This is a genomic window from Streptomyces litmocidini, assembly GCF_014649755.1.
GTDB lineage: Bacteria > Actinomycetota > Actinomycetes > Streptomycetales > Streptomycetaceae > Streptomyces > Streptomyces litmocidini.
On the sequence record NZ_BMTQ01000006.1, the window covers coordinates 176,703 to 202,400 of the forward strand.

20 protein-coding genes are annotated in these 25,698 nt (G+C 73.3%); 10 read left to right on the forward strand and 10 right to left on the reverse strand.

What is annotated here, in order from left to right:
* Window positions 1-39 precede the first annotated feature (39 nt).
* From IE180_RS15880 to IE180_RS15900, 5 genes are all read left to right on the forward strand, one after another.
* Complete coding sequence (locus IE180_RS15880) at window positions 40-1,203, forward strand: sensor histidine kinase (protein ID WP_190157506.1); 1,164 nt, start codon at window positions 40-42, stop codon at window positions 1,201-1,203.
* A 156-nt stretch (window positions 1,204-1,359) separates the two neighbouring features.
* Window positions 1,360-2,646 carry a sensor histidine kinase gene (locus IE180_RS15885; RefSeq protein ID WP_190157507.1) on the forward strand — a complete coding sequence of 429 codons (1,287 nt, stop codon included), beginning with the start codon at window positions 1,360-1,362 and terminating at the stop codon, window positions 2,644-2,646.
* Between the two features lie 780 nt (window positions 2,647-3,426).
* On the forward strand, window positions 3,427-4,098 hold the full coding sequence (locus IE180_RS15890; protein WP_308434407.1) for a LuxR C-terminal-related transcriptional regulator: 672 nt from the start codon (window positions 3,427-3,429) through the stop codon (window positions 4,096-4,098).
* A gap of 314 nt (window positions 4,099-4,412) precedes the next feature.
* A complete protein-coding gene (locus tag IE180_RS15895) occupies window positions 4,413-6,350 on the forward strand; it encodes a 2-oxoacid:acceptor oxidoreductase subunit alpha (RefSeq protein ID WP_190157508.1) in 1,938 nt (645 codons plus the stop codon).
* Window positions 6,343-7,395, forward strand: a complete 1,053-nt coding sequence (locus IE180_RS15900) for a 2-oxoacid:ferredoxin oxidoreductase subunit beta (RefSeq protein WP_190157509.1) — start codon at window positions 6,343-6,345, stop codon at window positions 7,393-7,395. Before IE180_RS15895 ends, IE180_RS15900 begins: the two co-directional genes overlap by 8 nt.
* Before the next feature lie 51 nt (window positions 7,396-7,446).
* On the opposite strand, the gene IE180_RS15905 is transcribed toward IE180_RS15900, so the two are convergent.
* From IE180_RS15905 to IE180_RS15920, 4 genes are all read right to left on the reverse strand, one after another.
* On the reverse strand, window positions 7,447-9,627 hold the full coding sequence (locus IE180_RS15905; RefSeq protein WP_190157510.1) for a bifunctional serine/threonine-protein kinase/ABC transporter substrate-binding protein: 2,181 nt from the start codon (window positions 9,625-9,627) through the stop codon (window positions 7,447-7,449).
* A gap of 3 nt (window positions 9,628-9,630) precedes the next feature.
* Window positions 9,631-11,904 carry a bifunctional serine/threonine-protein kinase/ABC transporter substrate-binding protein gene (locus tag IE180_RS15910; RefSeq protein ID WP_190157511.1) on the reverse strand — a complete coding sequence of 758 codons (2,274 nt, stop codon included), beginning with the start codon at window positions 11,902-11,904 and terminating at the stop codon, window positions 9,631-9,633.
* Window positions 11,901-12,710, reverse strand: coding sequence for a hypothetical protein (locus tag IE180_RS15915; RefSeq protein ID WP_229860501.1), 810 nt, complete (start codon window positions 12,708-12,710; stop codon window positions 11,901-11,903). Before IE180_RS15915 ends, IE180_RS15910 begins: the two co-directional genes overlap by 4 nt.
* A gap of 85 nt (window positions 12,711-12,795) precedes the next feature.
* Window positions 12,796-13,176 carry a winged helix-turn-helix transcriptional regulator gene (locus IE180_RS15920; RefSeq protein ID WP_229860502.1) on the reverse strand — a complete coding sequence of 127 codons (381 nt, stop codon included), beginning with the start codon at window positions 13,174-13,176 and terminating at the stop codon, window positions 12,796-12,798.
* 96 nt (window positions 13,177-13,272) lie between these two features.
* Here IE180_RS15920 and IE180_RS15925 point away from each other — a divergent pair, with 96 nt between their 5' ends.
* The gene (locus IE180_RS15925; protein WP_190157512.1) at window positions 13,273-14,139 is read left to right on the forward strand and encodes an NAD(P)H-binding protein; all 867 of its coding nucleotides are present in this window, start codon (window positions 13,273-13,275) and stop codon (window positions 14,137-14,139) included.
* 155 nt (window positions 14,140-14,294) lie between these two features.
* Window positions 14,295-15,320, forward strand: coding sequence for an EamA family transporter RarD (rarD, locus tag IE180_RS15930; RefSeq protein ID WP_373302788.1), 1,026 nt, complete (start codon window positions 14,295-14,297; stop codon window positions 15,318-15,320).
* 434 nt (window positions 15,321-15,754) lie between these two features.
* Here rarD and IE180_RS15935 read toward each other — a convergent pair whose 3' ends face one another.
* Window positions 15,755-16,072, reverse strand: a complete 318-nt coding sequence (locus tag IE180_RS15935; RefSeq protein WP_190157514.1) for a DUF6401 family natural product biosynthesis protein — start codon at window positions 16,070-16,072, stop codon at window positions 15,755-15,757.
* A 132-nt stretch (window positions 16,073-16,204) separates the two neighbouring features.
* Between IE180_RS15935 and IE180_RS15940 the strand changes: the two genes are divergently transcribed.
* Entirely contained in the window at window positions 16,205-16,846 is a 642-nt protein-coding gene (locus IE180_RS15940; RefSeq protein WP_190157515.1) for a DUF4291 domain-containing protein, read from the forward strand.
* Here IE180_RS15940 and IE180_RS15945 read toward each other — a convergent pair.
* The gene (locus tag IE180_RS15945) at window positions 16,843-17,502 is read right to left on the reverse strand and encodes an NADPH-dependent F420 reductase (protein WP_190157516.1); all 660 of its coding nucleotides are present in this window, start codon (window positions 17,500-17,502) and stop codon (window positions 16,843-16,845) included. The genes IE180_RS15940 and IE180_RS15945 overlap by 4 nt on opposite strands.
* A 506-nt stretch (window positions 17,503-18,008) precedes the next feature.
* On the opposite strand from IE180_RS15945, the gene IE180_RS15950 reads away from it, so the two are divergent.
* On the forward strand, window positions 18,009-19,316 hold the full coding sequence (locus IE180_RS15950) for a M28 family metallopeptidase (protein WP_190157517.1): 1,308 nt from the start codon (window positions 18,009-18,011) through the stop codon (window positions 19,314-19,316).
* A 66-nt stretch (window positions 19,317-19,382) separates the two neighbouring features.
* Here IE180_RS15950 and IE180_RS15955 read toward each other — a convergent pair whose 3' ends face one another.
* The 3 genes from IE180_RS15955 to IE180_RS15965 form a co-directional block, all read right to left on the reverse strand.
* A complete protein-coding gene (locus IE180_RS15955) occupies window positions 19,383-20,558 on the reverse strand; it encodes a LolA family protein (protein WP_190157518.1) in 1,176 nt (391 codons plus the stop codon).
* A 132-nt stretch (window positions 20,559-20,690) separates the two neighbouring features.
* On the reverse strand, window positions 20,691-21,701 hold the full coding sequence (locus IE180_RS15960; RefSeq protein WP_190157519.1) for a polyprenyl synthetase family protein: 1,011 nt from the start codon (window positions 21,699-21,701) through the stop codon (window positions 20,691-20,693).
* A gap of 294 nt (window positions 21,702-21,995) precedes the next feature.
* Entirely contained in the window at window positions 21,996-23,330 is a 1,335-nt protein-coding gene (locus tag IE180_RS15965) for an LPXTG cell wall anchor domain-containing protein (RefSeq protein ID WP_190157520.1), read from the reverse strand.
* A gap of 295 nt (window positions 23,331-23,625) precedes the next feature.
* Between IE180_RS15965 and fahA the strand changes: the two genes are divergently transcribed.
* Entirely contained in the window at window positions 23,626-24,852 is a 1,227-nt protein-coding gene (fahA, locus tag IE180_RS15970) for a fumarylacetoacetase (protein ID WP_190157521.1), read from the forward strand.
* Here fahA and IE180_RS15975 read toward each other — a convergent pair.
* Entirely contained in the window at window positions 24,849-25,676 is an 828-nt protein-coding gene (locus IE180_RS15975; RefSeq protein WP_190157522.1) for a dioxygenase family protein, read from the reverse strand. The two genes, fahA and IE180_RS15975, sit on opposite strands and share 4 nt — an antisense overlap.
* Window positions 25,677-25,698 lie beyond the last annotated feature (22 nt).

The window sequence follows — 25,698 nt, forward strand, 5'->3', positions numbered from 1 at the left end:
ATGGCGTCGCGCCGCCCCCGACCGGCAGTCTTGGGGACCATGAGCGCCGATCTTGATTCCGCCGAGACGCCCCGCCCGCCCCTGCGGCTCGCCTACGGGAAGGAGACCTGGAAGGAGATCGCCTTCCTCCTCTCCAACCTCTTCACGGCCCTGGGCGGTTTCGTCTACGCGGTCGTGACCGTCTCCGTCGGCGTGGGCCTCTCCGTCACCGTGATCGGGCTGCCCCTGCTCGCCCTCGGCCTCGGCGGCGCCCGCCTCATCGGCCGGTCGGAGCGCGCACGGGCCCGCGCGCTGCTCGGGGTGGAGGTCGCCGAGCCCTCCCCACCGCCGCGGCGCCACGGCTTCTTCGGCTGGCTGTGGGCCTCGCTGAAGGACCCGGTGGCCTGGCGGACCCAGCTGTACGGGCTGATCCGGCTGCCCTGGGGAATCCTGACGTTCGTCGTCTCGCTCGTCTCGCTCCTCGTCCTCTGGCCCGTCCTGCCCTTCCTGACCCGCGGCCTGGCCCACGGCGACCGGGGCATGGTCCGGGGGCTGCTCTCCCCCTCCGACGAACTGGAGCGGCGGGTCGCCGAGCTGGAGTCGGACCGGGGCGTCGTCGTCGACACCGCCGCGGCCGACCTGCGGCGCATCGAACGCGACCTGCACGACGGCGCGCAGGCCCGGCTCGTGGCGCTCGCCATGGGCCTCGGCCTCGCCAAGGAGAAGCTGCTGGAGGACCCGGAGGCCGCCGCGGCGATGGTCGACGAGGCGCACGGCGAGGTGAAGCTCGCCCTCCAGGAACTGCGCGACCTCGCCCGGGGCATCCACCCGGCGGTCCTCACCGACCGGGGACTGGGCGCCGCCCTCTCCTCCGTCTCCGCGCGCTGCACGGTGCCGGTGAGGGTGAACGCGGACCTGGCAGAACGGCCGGCCGAGGCGATCGAGGGCATCGCGTACTTCACCGTGTCCGAACTCCTCCAGAACGTGTCCAAGCACGCGCGTGCCCGGTCCGCCTCCGTGGACGTCTGGCGGGCCGGGAACCGGCTGCTGCTCCAGGTGCGCGACGACGGGGCCGGCGGGGCGCGCCTCGACGGCGGCACGGGGCTCGCCGGGCTCGCGGAGCGGCTCGGCGCGGTCGACGGGGTGCTCGTCCTCGACTCCCCCGAAGGCGGTCCGACGACGGTCACGGCGGAGCTGCCGTGGCGCTCCCGGCCGCGGGCCTGACCCGGAGGCGACGCGGAGGTGGGGAAAACCCCCGCCCGCAGACGCCCACCCGCCTCATGGTCCGGCAGGGCACCGGACGGGACGCTGGAACACGTACCGCCCGCCCCTCCGGCCAGGTCCCCCGACAGGGTCTCCGAGCAGAGAAGGAACACCGCGATGGCCTCCCACCGTCTCCCCGCCGCGATCCGCGCGCCGTTCGAGGCCCGCACCTGGCGCGCCTTCCTGTACGTGCTGATCGGACTGCCGCTGAGCATCTGCTGGTTCGCGCTCTCCATCGCCTTCGCCTCGGCCGGCGCCGGACTGCTCGTCACCTTCCTCGGCGTGCCGGTCCTGGCCGGGACGCTCGCGATGTGCCGGGGCTTCGGCGCGGTCGAGCGGGCCCGGGCGCGCGGACTGCTCGACCTCGACGTGGCCGCCCCCGAGCCGGTCCGCGGGCGGACCGGCGGGGCGTTCTCCTGGATGGGCGCCATGCTGAAGAGCGGCGCGTCGTGGCGGCACCTGCTGTACGCGGTCCTGCACATGCCGTGGGCGGTGTTCTCCTTCTCCGTCACGGTGGCACTGTGGGGCTGGGGCTGGAGCCTCTTCACGTATCCGCTGTGGCAGTGGGCCCTCCCCCTGTGGGCGGGGCAGGACGGGATCCAGCTGTACGGCGACCGGAACCACGCCTTCTACCTCGACACGCCCTTCGAACTGGCCGTGACCAGCCTGATCGGGCTCGTGTTCGTCCTCGCCGGGCCGTGGGTGCTGCGCGGACTCGTCTCCGTCGACCGGCTCCTCGTCTCCGGGCTCCTCGGCCCGTCCCGGCTGGCCTCCCGCGTCACCGAACTGGAATCGGACCGGGGCGCCGTCGTCGACACCGCCGCGGCCGACCTGCGGCGCATCGAACGCGACCTGCACGACGGCGCGCAGGCCCGGCTCGCCGCGCTCGCCATGGACCTGGGGCTCGCCAAGGAGAAGCTGGCGCGGGACCCGCGGGCGGCGGCGGTACTCGTCGACGAGGCACACGGCGAGGTCAAGCTCGCCCTCCAGGAACTGCGCGACCTCGCCCGGGGCATCCACCCGGCGGTCCTCACCGACCGGGGGCTCGACGCGGCGCTCTCGGCGGTGGCCTCCCGGTGCGCGGTGCCCGTCTCCGTGGACGTGGACCTGCCGGGCCGGCCGGCGCCGGCGATCGAGGGCATCGCGTACTTCACGGCCTCGGAACTCCTCCGGAACGTCTCCCGCCACTCGGGCGCGCGGCGCGCCTGGGTGGACGTGTGGCGCACGGAGGACCGGCTGATGCTCCAGGTGCGGGACGACGGGGCGGGCGGCGCCGAGGTGGGGGCCGGGGGTGGCCTCGCGGACCTCTCGGGGCGGGTGGGGGCGGTGGACGGGGTGCTGGCGGTGGACTCGCCGGGGGGTGGGCCGACGACGGTGACGGCGGAACTGCCCTGGCGGGCGTAGCCCGCGCCGGGCCGGGCCTGCGGCGGGCCGGGCCTGCGGCGGGCCGGGCCTGCGGCGGGCGGACCTCCCGGGATGCCCGCCGCCCCGACGCCCGCCCCGCCGGTGCGGTGCCCGCGCCCGCGCCCGGCGCACGGTGCCCGCCCCCCGTCGTGGGCGCCCACTGGGGCGGCGCCCCTCCCCGCCCCCCGTTGTGGGCAGTCGTTCCGCTGGGGCGAGGGGGGTCCCCCCTGCTCGAGCGAAGCCGAGAGCTCGGGGGAGGGTGGGCACAACGGGACGGCGCCCTTGCCGGCGCCCGAGGCTCCCGTGCCTGGACCCGCACCCCGTTGTGCGCCGCGCGCGTGGTGCGGGTCCAGGCCCGGGACGCGAAGGCGCCGCTGGAGGGCGCCGTCCCGTGTGCCCACCCGTCCCGCCCAGCGGGACGATTGCCCACACGGCGGGCGGCGGAAGCGGCTCCGCCGCCGGGTGCGGGCCCACACGGCGGGTGGGCGGGGGCGCCGCCCAGCCAGGCGCGGGCCCCACACGGGCAGGGGGGGGCACCGCCCCGCAGGGCGCGGGTCCCGCACGGCGGGTGGGCGGGGGCACCGCTCCGCAGGGCACGGGCCCCATGCGGGCGGGGGCGCCGCCCCGCCGGGTGCGGCCCGTGCGGGCAGGGGCGGCGTCCGCCGGGCGCGGGCCCGTGCGAGTGGGGGCGGGTGGGCGCGGGCGGGGGGCGCGGGTGCCATGCTGAGGGTCTTGTCGGATGACCGGAGCATGGGGGCGCAGGGCGTGAGCACGCAAGACGTGGCGGGGCGGGTACGGGTGGTCATCGCCGAGGACTCCGTCCTGCTCAGGGAGGGGCTGACCCGGCTCCTGACGGACCTGGGGCACGAGGTCGTCGCCGGGGTCGGTGACGGCGAGGCGTTGGTGAGGACGGTGGCGGGGCTCGCGGACGGGGGCGCGCTGCCGGACGTGGTGGTGGCGGACGTGCGGATGCCGCCGACGCACACGGACGAGGGCGTGCGGGCGGCGGTGCGGCTGCGCAAGGAGTACCCGGGGCTCGGGGTGCTGGTGCTGTCGCAGTACGTGGAGGAGCAGTACGCCACCGAACTCCTGGCCGGTTCCAGCCGGGGCGTGGGGTATCTGCTGAAGGACCGGGTCGCGGAGGTCCGGGAGTTCGTGGACGCCGTCGTCCGGGTGGCCGGCGGCGGTACGGCGCTCGATCCCGAGGTCGTGCAGCAGCTGCTGGGCCGGAGCCGTCAGCAGGACGTGCTGGCGAACCTGACCCCGCGCGAGCGGGAGGTCCTCGGTCTGATGGCGGAGGGCCGGACGAACTCGGCGATCGCGAAGGCGCTGGTGGTGAGCGACGGCGCGGTGGAGAAGCACATCAGCAACATCTTCCTGAAGCTGGGCCTCTCCCCGAGTGACGGTGATCACCGCCGGGTACTCGCGGTGTTGACGTACCTGAAGTCCTGATCGTCTGACACTCTGTCAGATAGCCTGGTTCGGAGTCCCGGGCCCGAAGGATGAGGCGGAATCCGACTTTCCGGAACCTCCGAGTGGCGACGGACCGTGACAATTCCACACAAAGGGGCGTCTCAAAAAGAGGTCCATGATGCGAGAAGTCCCGGGAAGGGCCCCCTTACCGTCGTAGGGTGGGCCTCGGGACGGAAGGTGATCTCCGGGGATCGACGAGTGATCGACGATCGACCGGTGCCCACCGGCCGCGCCCCGAGCCTTCTCCCCGCCTCCGGCGGAGAGTCCCCTTGCCGCGAGGGAGGTCCAGTTCAGTGACCAGCCAGGTCAGTAGCGAGGCCGGTGAGGCCCTGGTCGGGGAGCAGCGCAGCGCCCCGGCGAAGCCCCACCACGGCACCGAGAAGGAAGTGCGCCGGCTCGACCGGGTGATCATCCGCTTCGCGGGTGACTCCGGTGACGGCATGCAGCTCACGGGTGACCGCTTCACCTCGGAGACGGCGTCCTTCGGGAACGACCTCTCCACGCTGCCGAACTTCCCGGCCGAGATCCGGGCACCCGCCGGGACCCTGCCGGGCGTGTCGTCCTTCCAGCTGCACTTCGCCGACCACGACATCCTGACCCCGGGCGACGCCCCGAACGTGCTGGTCGCGATGAACCCCGCCGCCCTCAAGGCGAACATCGGGGACGTGCCGCGCGGCGGCGAGGTCATCGTCAACACCGACGAGTTCGCCAAGCGGGCGATGGCCAAGGTCGGGTACGCGACCTCGCCCCTGGAGGACGGCTCGCTCGACGGCTACCGGGTCCACCCGGTGCCGCTGACGACGCTGACCCTGGAGGCGCTCAAGGAGTTCGGCCTGCCCCGGAAGGAGGCCGAGCGGAGCAAGAACATGTTCGCCCTCGGGCTGCTCTCCTGGATGTACCACCGCCCCACCGAGGGCACCGAGACCTTCCTGCGCCAGAAGTTCGCGAAGAAGCCGGAGATCGCCGAGGCCAACGTGGCCGCCTTCCGGGCCGGCTGGAACTTCGGCGAGACCACCGAGGACTTCGCCGTCTCGTACGAGGTGGCCCCCGCGACCCGGTCCTTCCCCACCGGCACGTACCGGAACATCTCGGGGAACCTGGCCCTGTCGTACGGTCTGATCGCCGCCGGCCGGCAGGCCGACCTGCCGCTCTACCTCGGCTCGTACCCGATCACCCCGGCCTCGGACATCCTGCACGAACTCAGCAAGCACAAGAACTTCGGCGTGCGGACCTTCCAGGCCGAGGACGAGATCGCCGGCATCGGGGCCGCGCTGGGCGCCGCCTTCGGCGGCTCCCTCGCCGTCACCACCACCTCCGGCCCCGGTGTGGCGCTGAAGTCCGAGACCATCGGCCTCGCGGTCTCCCTGGAGCTGCCCCTGCTGATCGTCGACATCCAGCGCGGCGGCCCGTCCACCGGTCTGCCCACCAAGACCGAGCAGGCCGACCTCCTCCAGGCCATGTACGGCCGCAACGGCGAGGCGCCGGTGCCGGTCGTGGCCCCGAGGACGCCCGCCGACTGCTTCGACGCGGCCCTCGACGCCGCCCGCATCGCGCTCACGTACCGCACGCCGGTCTTCCTGCTCTCCGACGGCTACCTGGCCAACGGCTCCGAGCCCTGGCGCGTCCCCGAGGTCGACGAGCTCCCCGACCTGAAGACGCCCTTCGCGACCGGGCCGAACCACGAGCTGGCCGACGGCACCGAGGTCTTCTGGCCGTACAAGCGCGACCCCGAGACCCTCGCCCGCCCCTGGGCCGTGCCCGGCACCCCCGGTCTGGAGCACCGCATCGGCGGCATCGAGAAGCAGGACGGCACCGGCAACATCTCGTACGACCCCGCGAACCACGAGTTCATGGTCCGCACCCGCCAGGCCAAGGTCGACGGCATCGAGGTGCCGGACGTCGAGGTCGACGACCCGGACGGCGCGAGCACCCTGGTCCTCGGCTGGGGCTCCACCTACGGGCCGATCACGGCGGCCGTCCGCCGCATCCGGCGGGAGGGCGGCCCGATCGCCCAGGCCCACCTGCGCCACCTCAACCCCTTCCCGAAGAACCTCGGCGAGGTGCTGAAGCGGTACGAGAAGGTCGTGGTCCCCGAGATGAACCTCGGCCAGCTCGCCACCCTCGTCCGGGCGAAGTACCTGGTCGACGCCCGCAGCCACACCCAGGTCAACGGCATGCCGTTCAAGGCCGAGCAGCTCGCCGCCGCCCTCAAGGAGGTCATCGATGCCTGAGTCCCTGCTGCACCTGGTGCCGAAGGCCGAGGCCGCGCAGTCCATGAAGGACTTCAAGTCCGACCAGGAGGTCCGGTGGTGTCCGGGCTGCGGCGACTACGCGGTCCTCGCCGCCGTGCAGGGCTTCATGCCCGAGCTCGGACTGGCGAAGGAGAACATCGTCTTCGTCTCCGGCATCGGCTGCTCCTCCCGCTTCCCGTACTACATGAACACCTACGGGATGCACTCCATCCACGGCCGCGCCCCGGCCATCGCCACCGGTCTCGCCACCTCGCGGCGCGACCTGTCGGTGTGGGTGGTCACGGGCGACGGCGACGCGCTGTCCATCGGCGGCAACCACCTGATCCACGCCCTGCGCCGCAACGTGAACCTCAAGATCCTCCTCTTCAACAACCGGATCTACGGCCTCACCAAGGGCCAGTACAGCCCCACCTCCGAGGTCGGCAAGATCACCAAGTCGACCCCGATGGGCTCCCTCGACGCCCCCTTCAACCCGGTGTCGCTGGCGCTGGGCGCGGAGGCGAGCTTCGTGGCCCGCACGGTCGACTCCGACCGCAAGCACCTCACCGAGGTGCTCCGCCAGGCCTCCGGGCACGACGGCACGGCGCTCGTCGAGATCTACCAGAACTGCAACATCTTCAACGACGGCGCCTTCGAGGTCCTCAAGGACAAGGACCGGGCCGAGGAGGCGGTGATCCGCCTGGAGCACGGGCAGCCGATCCGCTTCGGCGCCGGGAACGAGAAGGGCGTCGTCCGCGACCCGGCCACCGGCGACCTCCAGGTCGTCACGGTCACCCCGGAGAACGAGGCCCGGATCCTCGTCCACGACGCCCACGCGGCGACCCCGACGACCGCGTTCGCCCTGTCGCGCCTCGCGGACCCGGACACCCTCCACCAGACCCCGATCGGCGTCTTCCGGTCGGTGGACCGCCCGGTGTACGACGCGCTGATGGCGGAGCAGCTGGAGACGGCCGTCGAGCGGTACGGCAAGGGCGACCTGGGCCAGCTCCTCACGGGCAACGACACCTGGACGGTCGTCGGCTGACGTCCGTCCGCGCGGGCGGTCCGGGTCCACCGCCCCCGACCGCCCGCGCGGTCAGTCGTCGCGCTTCGCCGCCTCGGCGAACGGGCCGAGGCAGCGGGGCCTTCCGGAGCGGATCCGCCAGAGGGTCAGGCCGTCGAGTGTGGCGTCCGCGCCCTCGCCGGCCATGGATTCGTAGGACCTCACCACACCTCGGTACTGCCGGTCGTCCTTCATGAACACCGTCGACATCGCCGCGCCCGGCCGCTCCGCGTTCCTCCGGACGGCGGTGCGCAGTGCCTGCCCCACCCAGAACAGGACGTCGTACGACTCCGCCGCGAAGCGGTCGAGGGGCTCCGAGGCGGCGATCCGCCAGCGCTTGCGATACGCGGCCGCCAAGGCCTTCGCGGCCGGGACCGTGTCGGGATCGGTGTAGCCCGTCCCGAAGTACCAGCCCTCGGCGGCCGGGCCCGCCACGGCGAGGAACTCCGGCTGCAACGCCGCCTCGACGCTTCCGCACGGCCCCCGGTACCCCTGCTGTCGCAGGGCCTTGGCGCACAGGGCGGCCCGGCGCGGCGAGATCCCCACGTACATCACGCCCGTCGGGGAGGTGGCGAGCGCCTCTCGGACCGCCGGACCGAAGTCCTCGCCGTCCGCCGCGACCCGGTGCACGGTGACCGTGCCGCGGGCGGGGGGTGACTGCCGCACGGTCTGGGCGGTGAGCCAGCCGTAGGTGCCGGCGGCCCGGTCCTCGATGACCGCGGTGCGGTCCCGGTGGTGCGCGGTGAGGTAGCGGCCGAAGGGCAGGATCATCGCCTGGGCGTAGGGCCGTGCCTCGAAGTAGGTGCGCATGTCCGGCATCTGCCCCCGGATCGTCGTCCCGGCGGGGACCGACGCCACCACGCTCAGCACCGGCACCTTCGCGTCGACGAGCGCGTCCGTCGTGGCGACGGCCGTGTCGGCGGTCGTCGGGCCGAACACGGCGACCAGGGCCGGATCCTCGAGCAGGGCGCGGGCCCCTGCGCTGGCCCGTTTCGGGTCCCCACCGTCGTCCGTCACCCGGAGCACCAGGTCGAAGGGCCGGTCCGCGCGGGCGTTGAAGGTCTCCATGGCGAGGCGCAGCCCGCGTTCCTGGGCGCGTCCGTCCGCCCTGCCCGGGCCGCTGAGGTCGGTGAGCACGCCCAGCGTGTAGGCCCTCCTCGGCACCCCCGTACCGCTGTCGGCGCCGCTCGCGGGATCACGGCCGAGCAGCCAGGCGGTGAGGCCGCCCGTGCCCGCGACGGCCCCGGCCGCGCCGAGGGCGAGGAATCGGCGCCGCGAAGTCCCCGGCACCTCCTCGGGGTCGAGGAGGGTCGGGTCGGCGACCGGCAGGTCCAGGACCCGCGACGAGCGCTGGGCGATCAGCGCGGGCAGGCCGGGCGGCAGCCAGTCGCCCGCCGCGGGCCCCTCGTGCGGACCGAGGGCGTCCCGCACCTCGGCGGCGGTCGGCCGGTCGGCGGCGTCCTTGGCGAGGCAGGCTTCGACCAGGGGCAGCAGTCGCTCGGGCAGCCCGTCGAGGTCGGGCTCCTCGTGGACGGTGCGGTAGACGACCGCTGCCACCGCGCCCGTGCCGAAGGGGCGCTCCCCGGTCAGCGCGTACGCGAGGACGCAGCCGAGCGAGAAGACGTCGGCGGCCGGGCCGACCTCGCCGGCGCCCGCGACCCGGGCCTGTTCGGGGGCGAGGAAACCCGGGGTGCCGATCATCGCGTCGGTGGCCGTGAGCGCGGTCGCCCCGGCGGTCCTGGCGATGCCGAAGTCGATGAGCCGGGGCCCGTCGAGGGCGAGGAGCACGTTGCCGGGCTTGACGTCGCGGTGCACGAGTCCGGCCGTGTGCATGTCGGCGAGGGCGTCGGCGAGCCGGGCGCCGAGGGCCCGTACGGCCGGCTCGGGCAGGGCGCCGTGCAGGGCGACGGCCTCGGCGAGCGAGGGCCCGGGCACGTACTCGGTGGCGAGCCACGGTTCCCGGGCCTCCGGGTCGGCGCCGAGGACGCGGACGACCCAGCGGCCGGTGATCCGTTCGGCGGCCCGCGCCTCGCGGCGGAACCGCTCCCGGAAGCCGGGGTCGGCGGCGTGCTCGGCGCGGATGAGCTTGAGCGCGGCGAGCGCACCGCCGGCGGACCGGGCGAGGTAGACCACGCCCATGCCTCCGGTGCCGAGCCGTCCGAGCAGCCGGTAGCCGGCGAGGGCGGAAGGGTCGGCCTTCTTGAGCGGCTGCACCCCTCAGCTCTTTCCGGACGTGGTGTTGGCGGGCCCGGCGGGCGCCGCGCCGAGGAACTTGTAGGTCCCCTTCTGCACGCCGTAGAGGAAGGTGCCGACGCCGGACAGGTCGCCGTTCTTGTCGAACGTGTAACCGCCCATGGCCCCGGTGTACTTCTGTGCGCGCAGGGCCTCCCACAGGCCCTTGCGGGTGAACGGGCCCCTGGCGGCGTTCGAGGAGAGCCAGGACACGACCAGGTTGACCACGTCGAAGGACTCTCCGGTGTAGAAGGCCGGAGTGGTGCCGTAGCGCTTGCGGTGGGCGGTGAGGAAGTCCTGGGTGAGCTTGCGGTCGGCGGCCTTCTGCTTGGTGTCGGCGGCCCGCTGGACGGGGTCGATGACGGGCGCGCAGACGTACCAGCCCTCGGCGTCGCTGCCGGCTTCCTCCAGGAACTCCGATCCGAAGACGTGCTGGCCGGCGAACCGGGCTCCGGTGAAGCCGAGTTGGTTCAGGGCGCGGGCGGCGAGCACGGCCGTGGAGCGGACACCGCAGTGGACGTACGCGTCCATGCCGGCGTCGATCATCTCCCCGAGGATCGAGCGGTAGTCGGTGGCCCGGCCCGGGACCACCCGGAAGTGCGGCTTGAGCCCGGCCTGTCGGAAGCCGAAGCCGGCGCCGCGGACGTACTGCCAGCTGTACTGGTCGTCGGTGCGTTCCTGGAGGATTCCGGGGCGGCGGACCTGCGGCAGCAGCGTGACGGCCCAGGAGAGGAAGGTGCCCGCCATGAAGTGGCTCGGGATGGCGCGCAGCACGGTCGTGTTCGGCGGGCCGGTCTCACCGCGCAGGGTGAAGAGGTTGTACCCCGCCGAGGTGGTGAGGAGCGGCACGCCGGCCTCCTCGAATGCGGGGAGCGCGGCGATGCCGGTGGCGTCGGAGGTGGGGCCGAGGACGGCGATCACCGAGGGGTCGGAGGTGAGCCGGCGGGCGGCGGCGAAGGCTCCGCCGCGGTCCCCGCGGTCGTCGGAGACCTTGAGTTCGAGGGTGAAGGGCTTGCCCTTGTGCACGGCGTTGAACCGCTCGACGGCGAGCCGGGCGCCGCGTTCCTGGGCCTTGCCGATCTCCTGGGCGGGGCCGGACAGGTCGGCGAGGACGCCGATGGCCCAGGTGTTCCGGGGCTTCGGCGCGGGGGGCTTCCCGTCGCCGGTGCCGTCGGTGTCGTCGCGCCGGGAGTTCCAGAGGGCGTACGCGCCGCCGCCCGCCGCGAGCACGGCGGCCCCGGCGCCGAGCAGCAGGAAGCCGCGTCTGCCGGGCCCGGCCGGGGCGGCGGGGTCCGTGCCGGGCGCGGTCGGGTCGATGTCGGGGAGCGCCAGCATGGCCGCCGAGCGGGTGGCGATGGTGGTGACGACGGGCGCGGGCAGCCAGTCGGCGGGGGCACCGGGGGTGTCCTCGGTGAGCCGGAGGGCGATCTCGTCGGCGGTGGGCCGGGCCGCCGGTTCCTTGGCGAGGCACTGCCGTACGAGGTCGAGCAGCGGCCCCGGTACGCCGGCGAGGTCGGGCTCGTCGTGCACGGTCCGGTAGAGGAGCGCGTCCGGGGCGCCCGTGCCGAACGGGGGGCGGCCGGTCGTCGCGAAGGCGAGCAGGCAGCCGAGGGCGAAGACGTCGGCTGCGGGGCCGATCTCGGCGGCGCGGGCCTCGGCCTGTTCGGGGGCGAGGAAGCCGGGGGTGCCGACGACCATGTCGGTCGAGGTCAGCCCGGTCTCCCCGGTGGCGCGGGCGATGCCGAAGTCGATGAGCCGGGGCCCGTCGACGGCCAGCAGGATGTTGCCGGGCTTCACGTCGCGGTGCACGAGCCCGGCCGTGTGCACGGCGGCGAGCGCGCGGGCGACGGCGCCGCCGAGGATCCGTACGCTCCGCTCCGGCAGCGGCCCGTGGGCGCGGACGGCCTCGCCGAGGGACGGTCCCGGCACGAAGGCGGTGGCCATCCACGGCTCGGGGGCGTCGGGGTCGGCGCCGGTGACGGGCACGGCCCAGGGGCTGGAGACCCGGCGGGCGGCCTCGACCTCGCGGCGGAAGCGGGCGCGGAAGTCGGGCTGGTCGGCCTGGTCGGCGTGGGTGACCTTGACGGCGGCGAGTTCGCCGGTGTCGGTGCGGCCGAGGTAGACGACGCCCATGCCTCCGGCGCCGAGGCGGCCGAGGAGCCGGTAGCCGGCGAGGGCGGAGGGGTCGGAGGGGAGGAGCGGCTGGAGCGCGGCGGGATCGGGCCCGGGGGCCGGGGCGGGCTGGGACGTCGGGCTCACGACGCGACTCCCATCTGCGCCTTGACGCGTTCTTCCATGGTGAGCTGGGCCTGGGTCAGGACGGTGACGAGGTCCTCGGTGCGGCCGGGCGCGCCCTTGACGACGGTGGCCATGGTGACCTGGCCGATGCGGACCTGGTACCAGTTGTAGCCCTGCCGTCCCTTGAAGGCGTCGTTGACGTAGGAGCCGGTCTCGGAGAGGGAGTCGGTCGAATGGCCGTTGCCGCCGACGCCGTAGGGCATGCCGAGGGACCCGAGGCCGGTGATGCGTTCGCCCTGCCGCAACTGTTGGTCGGGACAGCGCAGCGCCTCCTCCAGGGTCTCGGCCATCTCCCAGTCGGCGTCGGACTCGGTGCGGTGCACGGTGACGGTGGCGGCGACCCTCAGGGAGCCCTTTCCTCCGGCCGCCGGGATCTCGCTGTGGGCGGTGACGCTGGCCAGGACGGAGCGGGGGAGGGTGCCGGTCTCCCACTCGCAGTTCGCGTCGAGGACCGGCCAGGAGTCGGGGTCGCTGAGGTACGGGCTGCGCTTGACGAAGTCGGGGCCCCAGGATTCGGGCCCTGCCACGATCGCCAGCGCCAGGCGACGGCCCTCGGCGGCGTTCTTCGGGACGCGCTTCGGGTCCGCGGTGAAATCGAGGGCGGTGGGCGTGGGCTTCGCGGTCGAGGGCGCCGACGCGCTCGCGCTCGGTGTGCTCCGGGCCGGTTTCCCGTCGTCCCCGCCTCCCGACGAACAGCCCGCCAGGAGTGCCGCGCCCGCCGCCAGTGCGGCGGCGGTGCGCAGCGTTCTTCCGTACGCGTCCCTCACGATTCCCCCACGGTCGCTCACACGATCCCCCGGTCGGTGAAGGAGATCGTACGGGTCCAGGGGTCAACTCGCCCGGGCTACAACGTCATTGGGACGTCTCGCGCACCGTGTCGTAACGCACGCGCGCCTCCTGGACGGCCTGGACCCGGCGTTCGGTCCAGCGGGCGAGTTCCCAGACCCGGCGGGCGGCCTCCTCGCCGAGGGGGGTGAGGCCGTAGTCGACGCGGGGCGGGATGACGGGCTTGGCGTCGCGGTGGACGAAGCCGTCGCGCTCCAGGGTCCGGAGGGTCTGCGCGAGCATCTTCTCGCTGACGCCGCCGATCGTGCGGCGCAGCTCGCTGAAGCGGTACGAGCGCTCCAGGAGGGCCGCGAGGACGAGGACGCCCCAGCGGCTGGTGACGTGCTCCAGGACGAGGCGCGAGGGGCACATCGGCTCGTTCACGTTCGGCGGCTCACTTACTCCCATATCAGTACCTTACTTCAAAGTGGGTACTTACGAATGGTTAGCGCCCGTCGTACGGTGAGTGCATCGCCCACCGCACCCCACGGGAAGAAGAGAGCCATGAGCATCGTCGTCACCGGCGCCACCGGTCAGCTGGGCCGCCTCGTCATCAGCGAGCTGCTGACCCGCGTCCCCGCCGGGTCCGTCGTCGCCGTCGTCCGCGACAAGACCAGGGCCGCCGACCTGGCCGAGCGCGGGGTCGAGCTCCGCGTCGCCGACTACAGCGAGCCGGAGAGCCTGGCGGGAGCCTTCGGGGCCGGCGACCGGGTGCTCCTGATCTCCGGGAGCGAGGTCGGGCAGCGGGTGGCCCAGCACGCCGCCGTGGTGAGCGCCGCGAAGGCCGCCGGCGTGGCCCAGCTCGCGTACACCGGCATCCTCGGCGGCCCGGAGGCCGACTTCGCCCTCGCGGACGAGCACAAGGCGACCGAGGAGCTGATCCTGGCGTCCGGCCTGCCGTACACCTTCCTCCGCAACGGCTGGTACTCCGAGAACTACACGGCCAACCTCGCCCCGGTCCTGGCCCACGGCGCCGTCGTCGCCAACGCCGGCGAGGGCCGGATCGCCTCCGCCTCCCGCGCCGACTACGCCGCCGCCGCGGCCGCCGTCCTGACCGGCCCGGCCGAGGAGCACCTGAACAGGGCGTACGAGCTGAGCGGCGACACCGCCTGGTCCTTCGCCGAGTACGCGGCCGAGGTCGCCGCCCGGTCCGGCCGGGAGATCACGTACAGCGACGTCCCCGCCGCGACCCACCTGGAGATCCTCACCGGCGCCGGGGTGCCGCGGCCCTTCGCCGAGATCCTGGTCGACGTCGACCGGGCCGTCGCGGGCGGCGCGCTCGCCCTGCGGACCGGCGACCTGGCCCGGCTCATCGGCCGCCCGACCACCCCGATCGCCGAGTCGATCGAGGAGGCGCTCGCCGCCTCGTGACGCTGTCATGACCGTATGCCGGTACGGGCATGACAACCCGCCCCGTGCGGCGCTACCTTCGACAGGACAGCGCGGCACGGGGCGGGAGGTCCAGGGTGAAGACCGAGCAGAACGAAGGACGAGCAGGACTGCTCTACGGGATCGGCGCCTACGGTATGTGGGGACTGGTCCCGCTCTTCTGGCCCCTCCTCAAACCCGCCGGGGCCGTCGAGATCCTCGCCCACCGCATGGTGTGGTCCCTGCTCTTCGTCGGCGTCGCCCTGCTCGCGCTGCGCCGCTGGGGCTGGGTGTCCGAACTCGTGCGCAGCCCGCGCAAGCTCGGCCTGATCACCCTGGCCGCCGCCGTCATCACCGTGAACTGGGGCCTCTACATCTGGTCCGTCAACACGGGCCACGTCGTCGAGGCCTCCCTCGGCTACTTCATCAACCCGCTCGTCACCATCGCCCTCGGCGTCCTCGTCCTCAAGGAGCGGCTGCGCCCCGCGCAGTGGGCGGCGGTCGGCGTCGGCTTCTCGGCCGTCCTCGTCCTGGCCGTCGGCTACGGGCGGCCGCCGTGGATCTCGCTCACCCTCGCGTTCTCCTTCGCCGTCTACGGCCTGGTGAAGAAGAAGGTCAACCTCGGCGGCCTGGAGTCGCTCGCCGCCGAGACCGCCGTCCAGTTCCTGCCCGCCCTCGGCTACCTCGTCTGGCTCGGGACCCGGGGCACCCTGGCCTTCGGCTCCCACGGCGCCGGCCACACGGCACTGCTCGCCGCCACCGGCCTCGTCACGGCGGCCCCCCTGGTCTGCTTCGGGGCGGCGGCGATCCGCGTGCCGCTGTCGACGCTCGGACTGCTCCAGTACCTCGCGCCGACCTTCCAGTTCCTGCTCGGGGTCGTCTACTTCCACGAGGAGATGCCGCCGGAGCGCTGGGCCGGGTTCTCCCTCGTCTGGCTGGCGCTGACGCTCCTCACCTGGGACGCGCTCCGGACGGCCCGGAAGAACCGCGCCGCGGTCGAGGCCGCTGTCGCCGCCGCCCGTACGGAGGCCGGTCGCGCGGAGACCGCTCCCGCGGAGGCCGGTCGCGCGGAGACCGCTCCCGTGGAAGCCGCTCCCGCACCGACCGCCCCCGCGGCCGGACACGCCGGCGGAGAGGCCGGGGCGGCACCGGTTTCCGCCCCATCGGCCCCGCCCGGACGCTGACGGGGGGCGGGGGGACGCGCGCGTAGTCGTGTCGGAGGACCAGGCCCCGGCGGTACGGGGCCCCTCCCGAGCGGGGTGACGGCTCCGTGCCGCAGCCCCTCACCCCCGGTCGACTCCGGCAAGGGATTCACGAACGCCTGGTCCGCCGTCGCCGCGTTCGTCCCGAAGTCCATCGGCTTCCCCGCGATCCTGCCGATCGCCCTTCAGCCGGCCTTCGGGGTCTTCGGCCCCAACCCGGTCAACCCGGTCAACCCGGTCAGCGTCGTGATCAACGGCATCGAGGACGCCCGGAGCGGGATGCCGGCGGCGCAGGAGAGCACGGCGCGACGGGAGCGGGACGAGCGCGGCGGGTCCCGCGAGCCGCCCATGGACCGATGGGGGCACGGCGGTCCACGGGCCGGGGCCCCGGAGACGGACGTCCTGCGCCCCGGGGCTCACACGCCCAGCAAATCGTGCTCCCGGATCAGCCAGCAGACCGCCGTCAGGCGGAGGGTCGCGAAGTCGTGGCCCAGGGGCTCGGTCCAGTCGACCTCGGAGAGCCAGTCGGTGAACCCGAGGACGTAGTCGGCCAGCTCCTCCCGGCGGACGGTCCGTCCCTCCGGGTCCCGCCGGGGCGGGATCAGCGCGTCGCACACGGCCGCCGCGTGCTGGTCGACGGCGGCCACGAGTCCCGGCTCGAAGGAGAACTCCGAGAGCCGGGGCATGTACGTGGCGGCGACGTCGATCAGCGGGCTGCCGGGCAAATCGTTCATTCCTCCAGATTAGGGGCGGGCCGAAGGGGACGGACCGTGACGTTCGTCGCAGCCTCCGGCCCCGGCGCCCCCTCGGGGGGCGGGCGGAAATCCGGTGGCCCCGCCCGGCGGTCGCCCCGCACCCTGAGGCGCATGGAAGAACCGAAGTACCGGATCCGCGCGCTCCACACCGGGCGCACGATCACCGTCTACCAGGCGTACCGTCCCGAGATCGGACGGGCCGCCGCCCGCGACGGCCGTTTCCCGGCGGTCTGGAAGCGGGACCGGATGACGTGGATCAAGCCGTCGTTCCTGTGGATGATGTACCGCTCCGGGTGGGGCGCGAAGGAGGGGCAGGAGACCGTCCTCGCCGTGGAGATCACGCGCGAGGGCTTCGAGTGGGCCCTGCGGAACGCCTGCCTCTCCCACTACGCGCACGGCTTCCACACCGACCAGGCCTCCTGGAAGCGGCAGCTGCGGCGGTCGCCGGCCCGGGTCCAGTGGGACCCCGAGCGCGACCCGCGCCTGCGCCCCCTCCCGTACCGCTCGCTCCAGCTCGGCCTGGCGGGCGAGGCGACCCGTCGGTACGCGGACGAGTGGACGGTCTCCGTCACCGACGTGACCCCGCTCGCCCACGAGGTCCACGCCCTGGTCCGGACCGGCGACCTGGAGGCCGCCGGCCGGCTGCTCCCCCGGGAGGATCCCTACCCGGAGCCGGAGGGCCTCCTGGACCACCTGAGGCCCCGGGTCCCGGCCGAGGCGCGGGCCCGGCCCGATCGACGGGACGCCCCCTAGGCCCCGGCTCCCGTCCCCGCGACGCCGAAGTTGAAGTCGCCGGTGCCGAGCATCCCGTAGAGCCGCAGCCACAGGGGCAGGAGCTGCTCGGTGGCGCGGGCGCTCGTCAGGTCGCCGAGGTCGACGATCCGGTCGGCGGCCCAGCCGAAGGAGGCGAGCAGTTCGGCGACCACGGCCTTCGCGTCCTCGTCGTCGCCGCTGAGGAAGACGTTGTGGTGTCCGGGGACCCGGCCGGGCTCGACCATGACGGTGTTGGTCATGGTGTTGAGGGTCTTGACGACGCGCGTCTCGGGGAAGGCGTCCTGGAGCTGCTCGGCGACGCTCCTGCCGTCGGGCAGGCCGACCTTGGGCGGGAAGCCCTCCGAGAAGTCGAGCGCGTTGGACACGTCGACCAGGACCTTGCCGCGCAGGTTCGCGGCGCCCGCGGCCCGGAGGGCGGCGAGGGAGACCAGGCCGCCGGTCGCGTTGACGACCAGTTCGGCGGGGCCGGCGGCGTCGGCGAAGGTGCCGTGCGTCCCGCCGTGCTCCTCCGCCCACCTGGCGGCGTCGGCGTTGTCCGCCGTACGGGACCCCATGGCGACCTCGTGCCCGAGGGAGACCAGCTTCGTGGCGAGCCGGCGTCCGACCTCGCCGGTTCCCAGTACGGCGATCTTCATGTGCGTGCGCTCCTTCGGGGACGGCGGATCGGGGGAGCCCGACCCTAATGCCTGAACGCGCCCGTCCGGTCGTCCCGCGCCGGTCCCGGAGCGGCCGCTCCGACGGGGCTTCCGCCGGAGCCCGCGCGCCTCGGGCCACCGGCCGGGCGCCCCCCACGACGAAGGTCACCGCGTCTGCCGTCGGGCGCCGGGACGGGGGTGCTCGGCCTCCACGTCGTCCACGGCCGGATCCGCTTCGTCGGGATCCTCGACCGTCCGGGCATGATCCGCCGTGACCTGTGACGAAGCGGCAGATCGCGTTCCGGTGCCACCGTCCGGTGAGCGAACACACCTGACCGGTTTCCGCTCTTGACGTGAAGTCAAATTCTCACTGAACATTCAGCACGCACAACAGAACAAACGAACACCGCACATGCACTCGTACAGCTCCAGCCGCCTCGTGGCACCCACGCCCGGGGCGTCTCGCACGTTCCGTCCCATCCCCGTTCGGAATCCGGAGCCCCCACATGAACCTCTCCGTTCCCAGACGCGCCACCGCGGTCGCCGCGCTCGCGGCGCTCGCCCTCGCCGGCCTCACCGGCACCAGCGCCTCCGCCGACCCGGCGGCCGTCACGCCGCCCGACATCTCCCTCGCCAACGTCAAGCAGCACTTGGCGGACCTCCAGTCGATCGCCACCGCCAACGGCGGCAACCGCGCCCACGGCCGTACCGGCTACAAGGCCTCGATCGACTTCGTGAAGGCGAAGCTGGACGCCGCCGGCTACACCACCACGCTCCAGCAGTTCAGCTACAACGGCGCCACCGGCTACAACCTGATAGCCGACTGGCCGGGCGGCGACCCGAACCAGGTGATCATGTCCGGCGCGCACCTGGACTCGGTCACCGCGGGCCCCGGCATCAACGACAACGGCTCCGGGTCCGCCGCGATCCTGGAGACCGCGCTCGCCGTCTCCCGCGCCCAGCTCCAGCCGACGAAGCACCTGCGCTTCGGCTGGTGGGGCGCCGAGGAACTCGGGCTCGTCGGGTCGAAGTACTACGTCAACAACCTGCCCAGCACCGAGCGTTCGAAGATCAGCGGCTATCTGAACTTCGACATGATCGGCTCGCCGAACCCGGGCTACTTCGTCTACGACGACGACCCGACGATCGAGCAGACCTTCAAGAACTACTACGCCGGGCTCGGCATCCCCACCGAGATCGAGACCGAGGGCGACGGCCGCTCGGACCACGCGCCCTTCAAGAACGTGGGCATACCGGTCGGCGGCCTGTTCTCCGGCGCCGACTACACCAAGACGTCGGCGCAGGCGCAGAAGTGGGGCGGCACGGCCGGGCAGGCCTTCGACCGCTGCTACCACTCGTCCTGCGACACCACGGCCAACATCAACGACACGGCCCTGGACCGGAACGCGGACGCCATCGCGTACGCGGTCTGGAACCTGTCCTCGGGGACGACCACCCCGCCGACCGGCACGGTCTTCGAGAACACCGCGGACGTCGCCATCCCGGACAACGGCGTCGCGGTGACCTCCTCCGTCACCGTCAGCGGCGTCGCGGGCAACGCGCCCTCGACCCTCAAGGTGGGCGTGGACATCGTCCACACCTACATCGGTGACCTGGTCGTCGACCTCATCGCCCCCGACGGCTCGGTCTACAACCTGAGCAACCGGGCCGGCGGCAGCGCCGACAACATCAACCAGACGTACACCGTGAACGCCTCCACCGAGGTCGCCAACGGCACCTGGAAGCTCCGCGTCCAGGACAAGGCGTCGGCCGACACGGGTTACATCAGCGGATTCAAGCTGACGTTCCCGTAGGACGCAGAACTCCCGGGCGGGTCGGTGACCACAGCCCCCGACCCGCCCGGGGTCCCAACCCCGCCGTCACCTGCCGGCGTTCGCCGCCTCCACGAGGGCGTCCTTCGTCACCGCGCCGACGTAGACCCTGCCGTCGTCGGTGAGGAGGGCGTTCACCAGCTTCGTCCTGAAGACGGTGCCCGAGCCGAACTTCCCGGTGACCTTGTCGCCGAAGGAGTCCAGGAAGCCCTGGATCTCCTTCGGCGCCTCGTCGGTCCTGGGTGCCGGCGCGCCCGTGTCGATCTTGGCGATCGTCGTCCAGCCCTCGCCGATGACGTCCGGGCCCTCCCCGGAGCCGGCGCCGGCGCCGCCGAAGACCTCTCCGAGGCCCGGGATGCCCTTCCCGAAGCCCTTGGGCAGGTCCCCCGGGGCCTCCTCGCCCTTCTCCGCCGCGTCCTCCGTCACCTTCGCGCCCTTCGGCGCGGTGAAGGTGAACTCCGAGGCGGTCGGCTTCCCGAAGTCGACCTTCGTGAAGCCCGCGTCGACGACCGGCTTGCCGCCCTCGACCGAGGAGAGGGTGAACTTCAGCGGGGTGCCGTTCGCCGCGTCCACCGCGATCTTCACCGACTCGACCGTCGAACCGCTCTGCTTCGGCTTGATCACCAGCTGGTACGCGTCCCGGCCGGCCACCTTCGCCGTCCCGTCGACCGTGATCGACGTGGTGGCGCCCGCCGCCTTCAGGACCTCGTCGGCGAGCTGCTTGGGCGTGCCGGGGAGCTCCCGGTCCTTCTCGGGGGCGCCGGACGGCGCGCCCTTCTCGTGGAAGGCCTCGTTCGACTTGCTGTCGTAGGCCCAGACGTCGTCGCCGTTGTGGATCAGGCTGTACTCGTCGGAGCCGTCGAGCAGGGTGAGCCGCTGGCGCTCGGGGCCGTCCGCCGCCACCCGCAGGGTGTGGCTGCCCGAGACGAGTTCGGTGAGCTTCTCGGACGGGTCCGCCGAGGAGGAGCCGCCGTCCGTGCCCCCGAGGCCGGACGCCAGGCCGCCGAGGGACGGCAGCCCCAGGTCAGTGGAGATCTTGAAGGTGCCGGACAGGGTCTGGGTGTCCGAGGCGGCGATCTTCTCGATGAGCTGCCGGGCCGTGATCTCCGGCAGGTCCGGGTCGCCGGACGCCGCCAGCGCCGGGACGAGCCCGATGGTGGCCGCGGCCACTCCTGCCACCGCGACCGGGACGACGAACCGGCTCGCCTTACGGGTCTCTGCCATGGTCTGCGCTACCTCCGTGCCGTGCTGCCCCTGTGGATGATGTCTCCATCTCACCAGGGCGGGCGCGCGGAATCGTCAGACCCCGGGATCAACCTCACGTACTGCTTGGGGATGACCCGACCCCGAGAAGGGCTACCCCGCGCGGTGGACCACGGCGTCGCACATCTCCGCCAGGGCCGCCTTCGCGTACCCGTCGGGCAGCGGCGCGAGCATGGCGCGCGCCTCCTCGGCGTACCGCACGGTGTCCCGGCGGGCCTGCTCCAGGGCGGGGTGGGCGCGCAGCCGGCGCAGGGCCTCGGCGTGCCGCTCGTCGTCGCCGAGGTCGCCGTCGATCAGGGCGACGAGCTCCAGGTCCTCCGGGCGCCCGTGGGCGGCCGCGGCGGCCCGCAGGTGGAGGACGGGGAGGGTCGGGATGCCCTCGCGGAGGTCGGTGCCGGGGGTCTTGCCGGACTCGTGGGAGTCGGAGGCGATGTCGAGGACGTCGTCGGCGAGCTGGAAGGCGACGCCGAGCCGCTCGCCGTACTGGGTGAGGGTGTCGACGACGCTCTCGTCGGCGCCGGACATCATGGCGCCGAAGCGGCAGGAGACGGCGACGAGGGAGCCGGTCTTGCCGCCGAGGACGTCGAGGTAGTGCTCGACGGGGTCGCGGCCGTCCATCGGGCCGGCCGTCTCCAGGATCTGGCCGGTCACGAGCCGTTCGAACGCCTCGGACTGGATGCGTACGGCCTCGGGGCCGAGGTCCGCGAGCGTGTGCGAGGCGCGGGCGAAGAGGAAGTCACCCGTGAGGACGGCGATCGAGTTGCCCCAGCGGGTGTTGGCGCTGTCGACGCCGCGGCGGACGTCGGCCTCGTCCATGACGTCGTCGTGGTAGAGCGTGGCCAGGTGGGTGAGCTCGACGACCACGGCGGAGGGCACGACGCCCGGCGCGTAGGGGTCGCCGAACTGGGCGGCGAGCATCACGAGCAGGGGGCGGAACCGCTTCCCCCCGGCCAGGACGAGGTGCTGCGCGGCCTCCGTGATGAAGGGGACATCGCTCTTGGTGGCGTCCAGGAGGCCCGCCTCCACGGCCGCCAAACCGGTCTGGACATCGGCCTCAAGAGCCTGGTCCCGCACGCTAAGACCGAACGGCCCGACGACGGTCACGAGGGGGTCTCCTGTCTGCTGACGCCTGCTGACGCTGTCCGGACCGCACACCGCTCATTCGGATTGTCGATGTGTCGGTCCATGCACTCAAGCCAGCGTATCCGGTCACGTTTCGATCACCGTGGGCGCCTTCCCGTCACCCCCGGTATGTTCGCGATCAGCTCATACGATCGGAACTGGGCGTTTTGTCTCGAACGGCGAGCGACGGCGATACGAACGGCGGGCGACGCCCCCGGTACGACGGATCCCCCGCACGGCGGCCGGAGCGCGGCCGTACGGGGGATCCCGGGGGTCCTACGCGTCGGCGCCGGCCTTGCGGCGGCGGGCGACGACCAGCGCGCCGGCGCCCAGGACGACGGCCCCGGCGGCGGCGAGGCCGAGCGGCAGGGTGTCGTTCGCACCGGTGGCGGCGAGGGTGCCGTTCACGGGGGTGACGGACGAGCCGCCCTGCTGGGTGGTGTTCGTGTTGCCGCCGGTGGTGGCGGTCGGCACCGGGGTCGGCGTGTCCGTGGGCTTCGGCTTCGGCTTGTCGCCCTTGTCGGCGGCGTCGATCTGGAAGTCCAGGGTCGCGAAGTCGTCGCCGGTGCCGCAGCTGCCGTCGTTGTTCTCGTACGCGCTGAAGGCGAAGGCCACGCCCTTGCCGGCCGGGGCGTCCGCGTCGACGGTGAGACGCAGCTTCACGTCGGCGTGACCACCCTTGGCGATCTTGCCGATCTCGATGGAGGGGGAATTCTCGGTGAAGCGCGTCCACTCCAGGTGGTCGGCGGAGGACCACTCGACCTTGATGAAGCGGTCGGTCAGGTCCGTGTCCTCGTCGATGACCTCGTCGTCGGACTCGGGGGCCCGCAGGGCGTTGACGTAGGCCTCGACCGCGTCCAGGTTCCGGCCCGTCTCGTTGCTGACGCGCAGCGAGAAGAGGGCGCTCTTGCCGGCCGTGACCTTCCCGGGGCCGGTCAGCGCGACCTTGAGGGCGGCCTCGTCGGCGCACTCCCCCTCCATCTCCTCGGCGAACTCCAGCTCCTCCTTGGCCTCGGCGAGCTTCTCCTCGGCGGCCTTCTTCACCTTCTGGGCGAGGCCGACCACGCGGGAGGCGGCGACGCTGGCGTCGCCGAGGGCGGTGCCGGCCTTCGCCAGCTTCTCGTCGGCGGCCGTCTGCGCGGCGGCGGCCTCGTCGACGGCCGTCTGCGCGGCGGTGACGGCGGCGGCGGCGTCCGCCTTCTCCTGGTCGGTGGCCTCGGGCCGGTCCTTCACGGCCTGCTCGTCCTGCTTCGCCTTGGCGAGCGCCGCGTCGGCGGCGGTCTTCTCGGCGGCGGCCTCGTCCGCGGCCTTCTTGGCCTCGGCGACGGCGACCCGGAGGGGGTGGTCGTCCTTGTCGAGGGCCTTCAGGTCCGCCATGGCCTTGTCGAGGTCGGCGACGGCCTCGTCGTACTCCTTCTGCGCGAGCGCGACGGCGGCCTTGAGCTCCTCGATCGACGGCATGTCCTCGTCGGGGTCGTCCTCGTGGGTCGCGGGCTTCTGCGTCGACGCGGACGGCTTGGTCTCGGCGAACGCCGGCGCGGCCGAGAGGAACACGACCGGGGTGGTCACGGCGGCGGCCACGGCGGTCGCCAGGATGCGGCGGATCTTCACGTTGTGGACCTTTTCCTGGTCAGAGAGGAGGACTGCGAAGAAGGGTGGCGGGTGCGTGCCAGCGGCTACCTCACGCGGCGCGGCACCCGGCATGATCGTAGGGCGGGGAGGAGGTCGCGGGGAGCCCTGTTTCCGCAGCTCGCCGGGGCGTTCCGGGAGCGCTCGGGACACAAACCGCGCGAATGCGGGCAGTTGCCCACGGAGGCCGCACTTTCTGTGTGATCCATGTCATCAGCGCCCGGCGGCCCGCCCCGTAACGTGTCCCCCACACACGTGGAAAGCGAGGCACGCACCGATGTCCGAGCACAGCCCGCTCGATCTGGCCGAGGGCGACCCCTTCGGCCCGCACAACCTCCCGTACGGCGTCTTCTCCACCGCCGACGAGCCCGGGCGGCGCCGGCTCGGCGTCCGCATCGGCGGGCACGTCCTGGACGCGGGTGCCGCGGCGCACGCGCTCGGCTCCCCGTACGCGGCGCTGCTCGCGCAGCCCAGCCTCAACCCGCTGCTCGCGGCCGGGCGGACCGCCTGGCGCGACGTCCGCCGGGCGCTGACGGCCTGGGTGACGGTGCCCGCGCACCGGGCGGACATCGAGCCGCTGCTGCACCCGCTGGACGCGGTGACGCTGCACCTGCCGTACGAGGTCGCGGACTACGTCGACTTCTACGCGAGCGAGCACCACGCGACGAACGTGGGCCGCATCTTCCGCCCGGACGGCGACGCGCTCACGCCCAACTGGAAGCACCTGCCGATCGGTTACCACGGCCGCGCGGGCACGGTCGTGGTCTCCGGCACCGATGTCGTGCGGCCCTCCGGGCAGCGCAAGGCCCCCTCGGACCCGGCGCCGGTCTTCGGTCCGTCCGTGAAGCTGGACATCGAGGCGGAGGTCGGCTTCCTGGTCGGCACCCCGTCCGAGCTCGGCCGGCCCGTCCCGCTCTCCGACTTCCGGGAGCACGTCTTCGGTCTGACGCTGCTCAACGACTGGTCGGCGCGGGACGTGCAGGCCTGGGAGTACGTGCCGCTGGGCCCGTTCCTCGGCAAGTCGTTCCAGACCTCGGTGTCGGCGTGGGTGACGCCCCTGGAGGCCCTGGACGCCGCCCGGACCGCCCCGCCCGCGCGGGACCTCCCGCTCCTTCCGTACCTGGACGACGCGGCCGAGGAGGAGCCGGGCGGCTTCGACCTGCGGATCTCGGTGGAGATCAACGGCGAGGTGGTGGCCGAGCCGCCGTTCTCGTCGATGTACTGGACGGCGGCCCAGCAGCTCGCCCACATGACGGTGAACGGCGCCTCGCTCCGCACCGGCGACCTGTACGGCTCCGGCACGGTCTCCGGGCCCGAGGTGAACCAGCGCGGCTCGCTCCTGGAGCTCACCTGGAACGGTCGCGACGCCCTCGAACTGCCGGGCGGCAAGCGGACGTTCCTGGAGGACGGCGACGAGGTCGTCCTCACGGCCTGGGCGCCGGGCCCGGACGGCACCCGGGTGGCGCTCGGCGAGGTCCGGGGCCGGATCGTTCCGTCCGCCTAACCCGCGCGCCAGAGGGCGGGGACGTTCGGCGGCTCCCAGCCGGCCTGGGCCGTGTGCGCCTGGAGGCACGCATAGCCCCGGCCGCCGTACGTGACGGCGTCCCCCGCCCGGTAGGCGGTCCCGGCGGCCCAGGTCCCGCCGGGGACCCCCGTGGGGGTCGGGGTGGGCGTCGGCGTCGGGCCGGGGTCCTGCGGGACGTTCAGGACGAAGTCGAAGGCGGCCTCCTTCGCGGTGCCGGCGTCCCGGACGGTCATGAGGAGCCGGGGGTCGAAGATCGTGTCGGTGTTGTTCCGCGGCTCGCCCGGGAAGTACAGCTGCGTGGTGAGCACCGGCCGCCCCGGGGCCTGGAGCTTCACGTGGAGGTGGCGGGTGCGGCCCGGGTAGAGGCCGGGCACGATCGTGGTCAGCTCGAAGGCGCCGGTGGCGTCGGTGAACTGGTGGCCGCGGAAGCGGAATCCGGTGTTGTCGTAGGCGCCGTTGACGTCCGCCTGCCAGAAGTCGAGCAGGACGCCCGGTATCGGCCGGCAGGCCAGCCCGAAGACGTAGCCGCTGACGGTGAGCCGGACACCGGTGGTGCCGGCCTCCAGGAGGCTGCTGCGCAGCGGGGAGTTCGGCTTGAAGTACGGGCCTTCCGTCTGCTCCGGGGTGGGGTCGTCGCCGTCGTCGCACTCCGGGGTGAGCGCGGGCGCCGCCTCCGCGTCGGTCAGCGTGCGGGCGAGCGCCGGGACGCCCATGAGGACGGCGGGCGCCGCCATCCCGGCCGCGAGCGCGGCGCGCAGCACGGTCTTGCGGGTGAGGTGTCCGGCGGCGGTCTCGTTGTCCATGCCTGCTCCTCCGTGGGGGCCT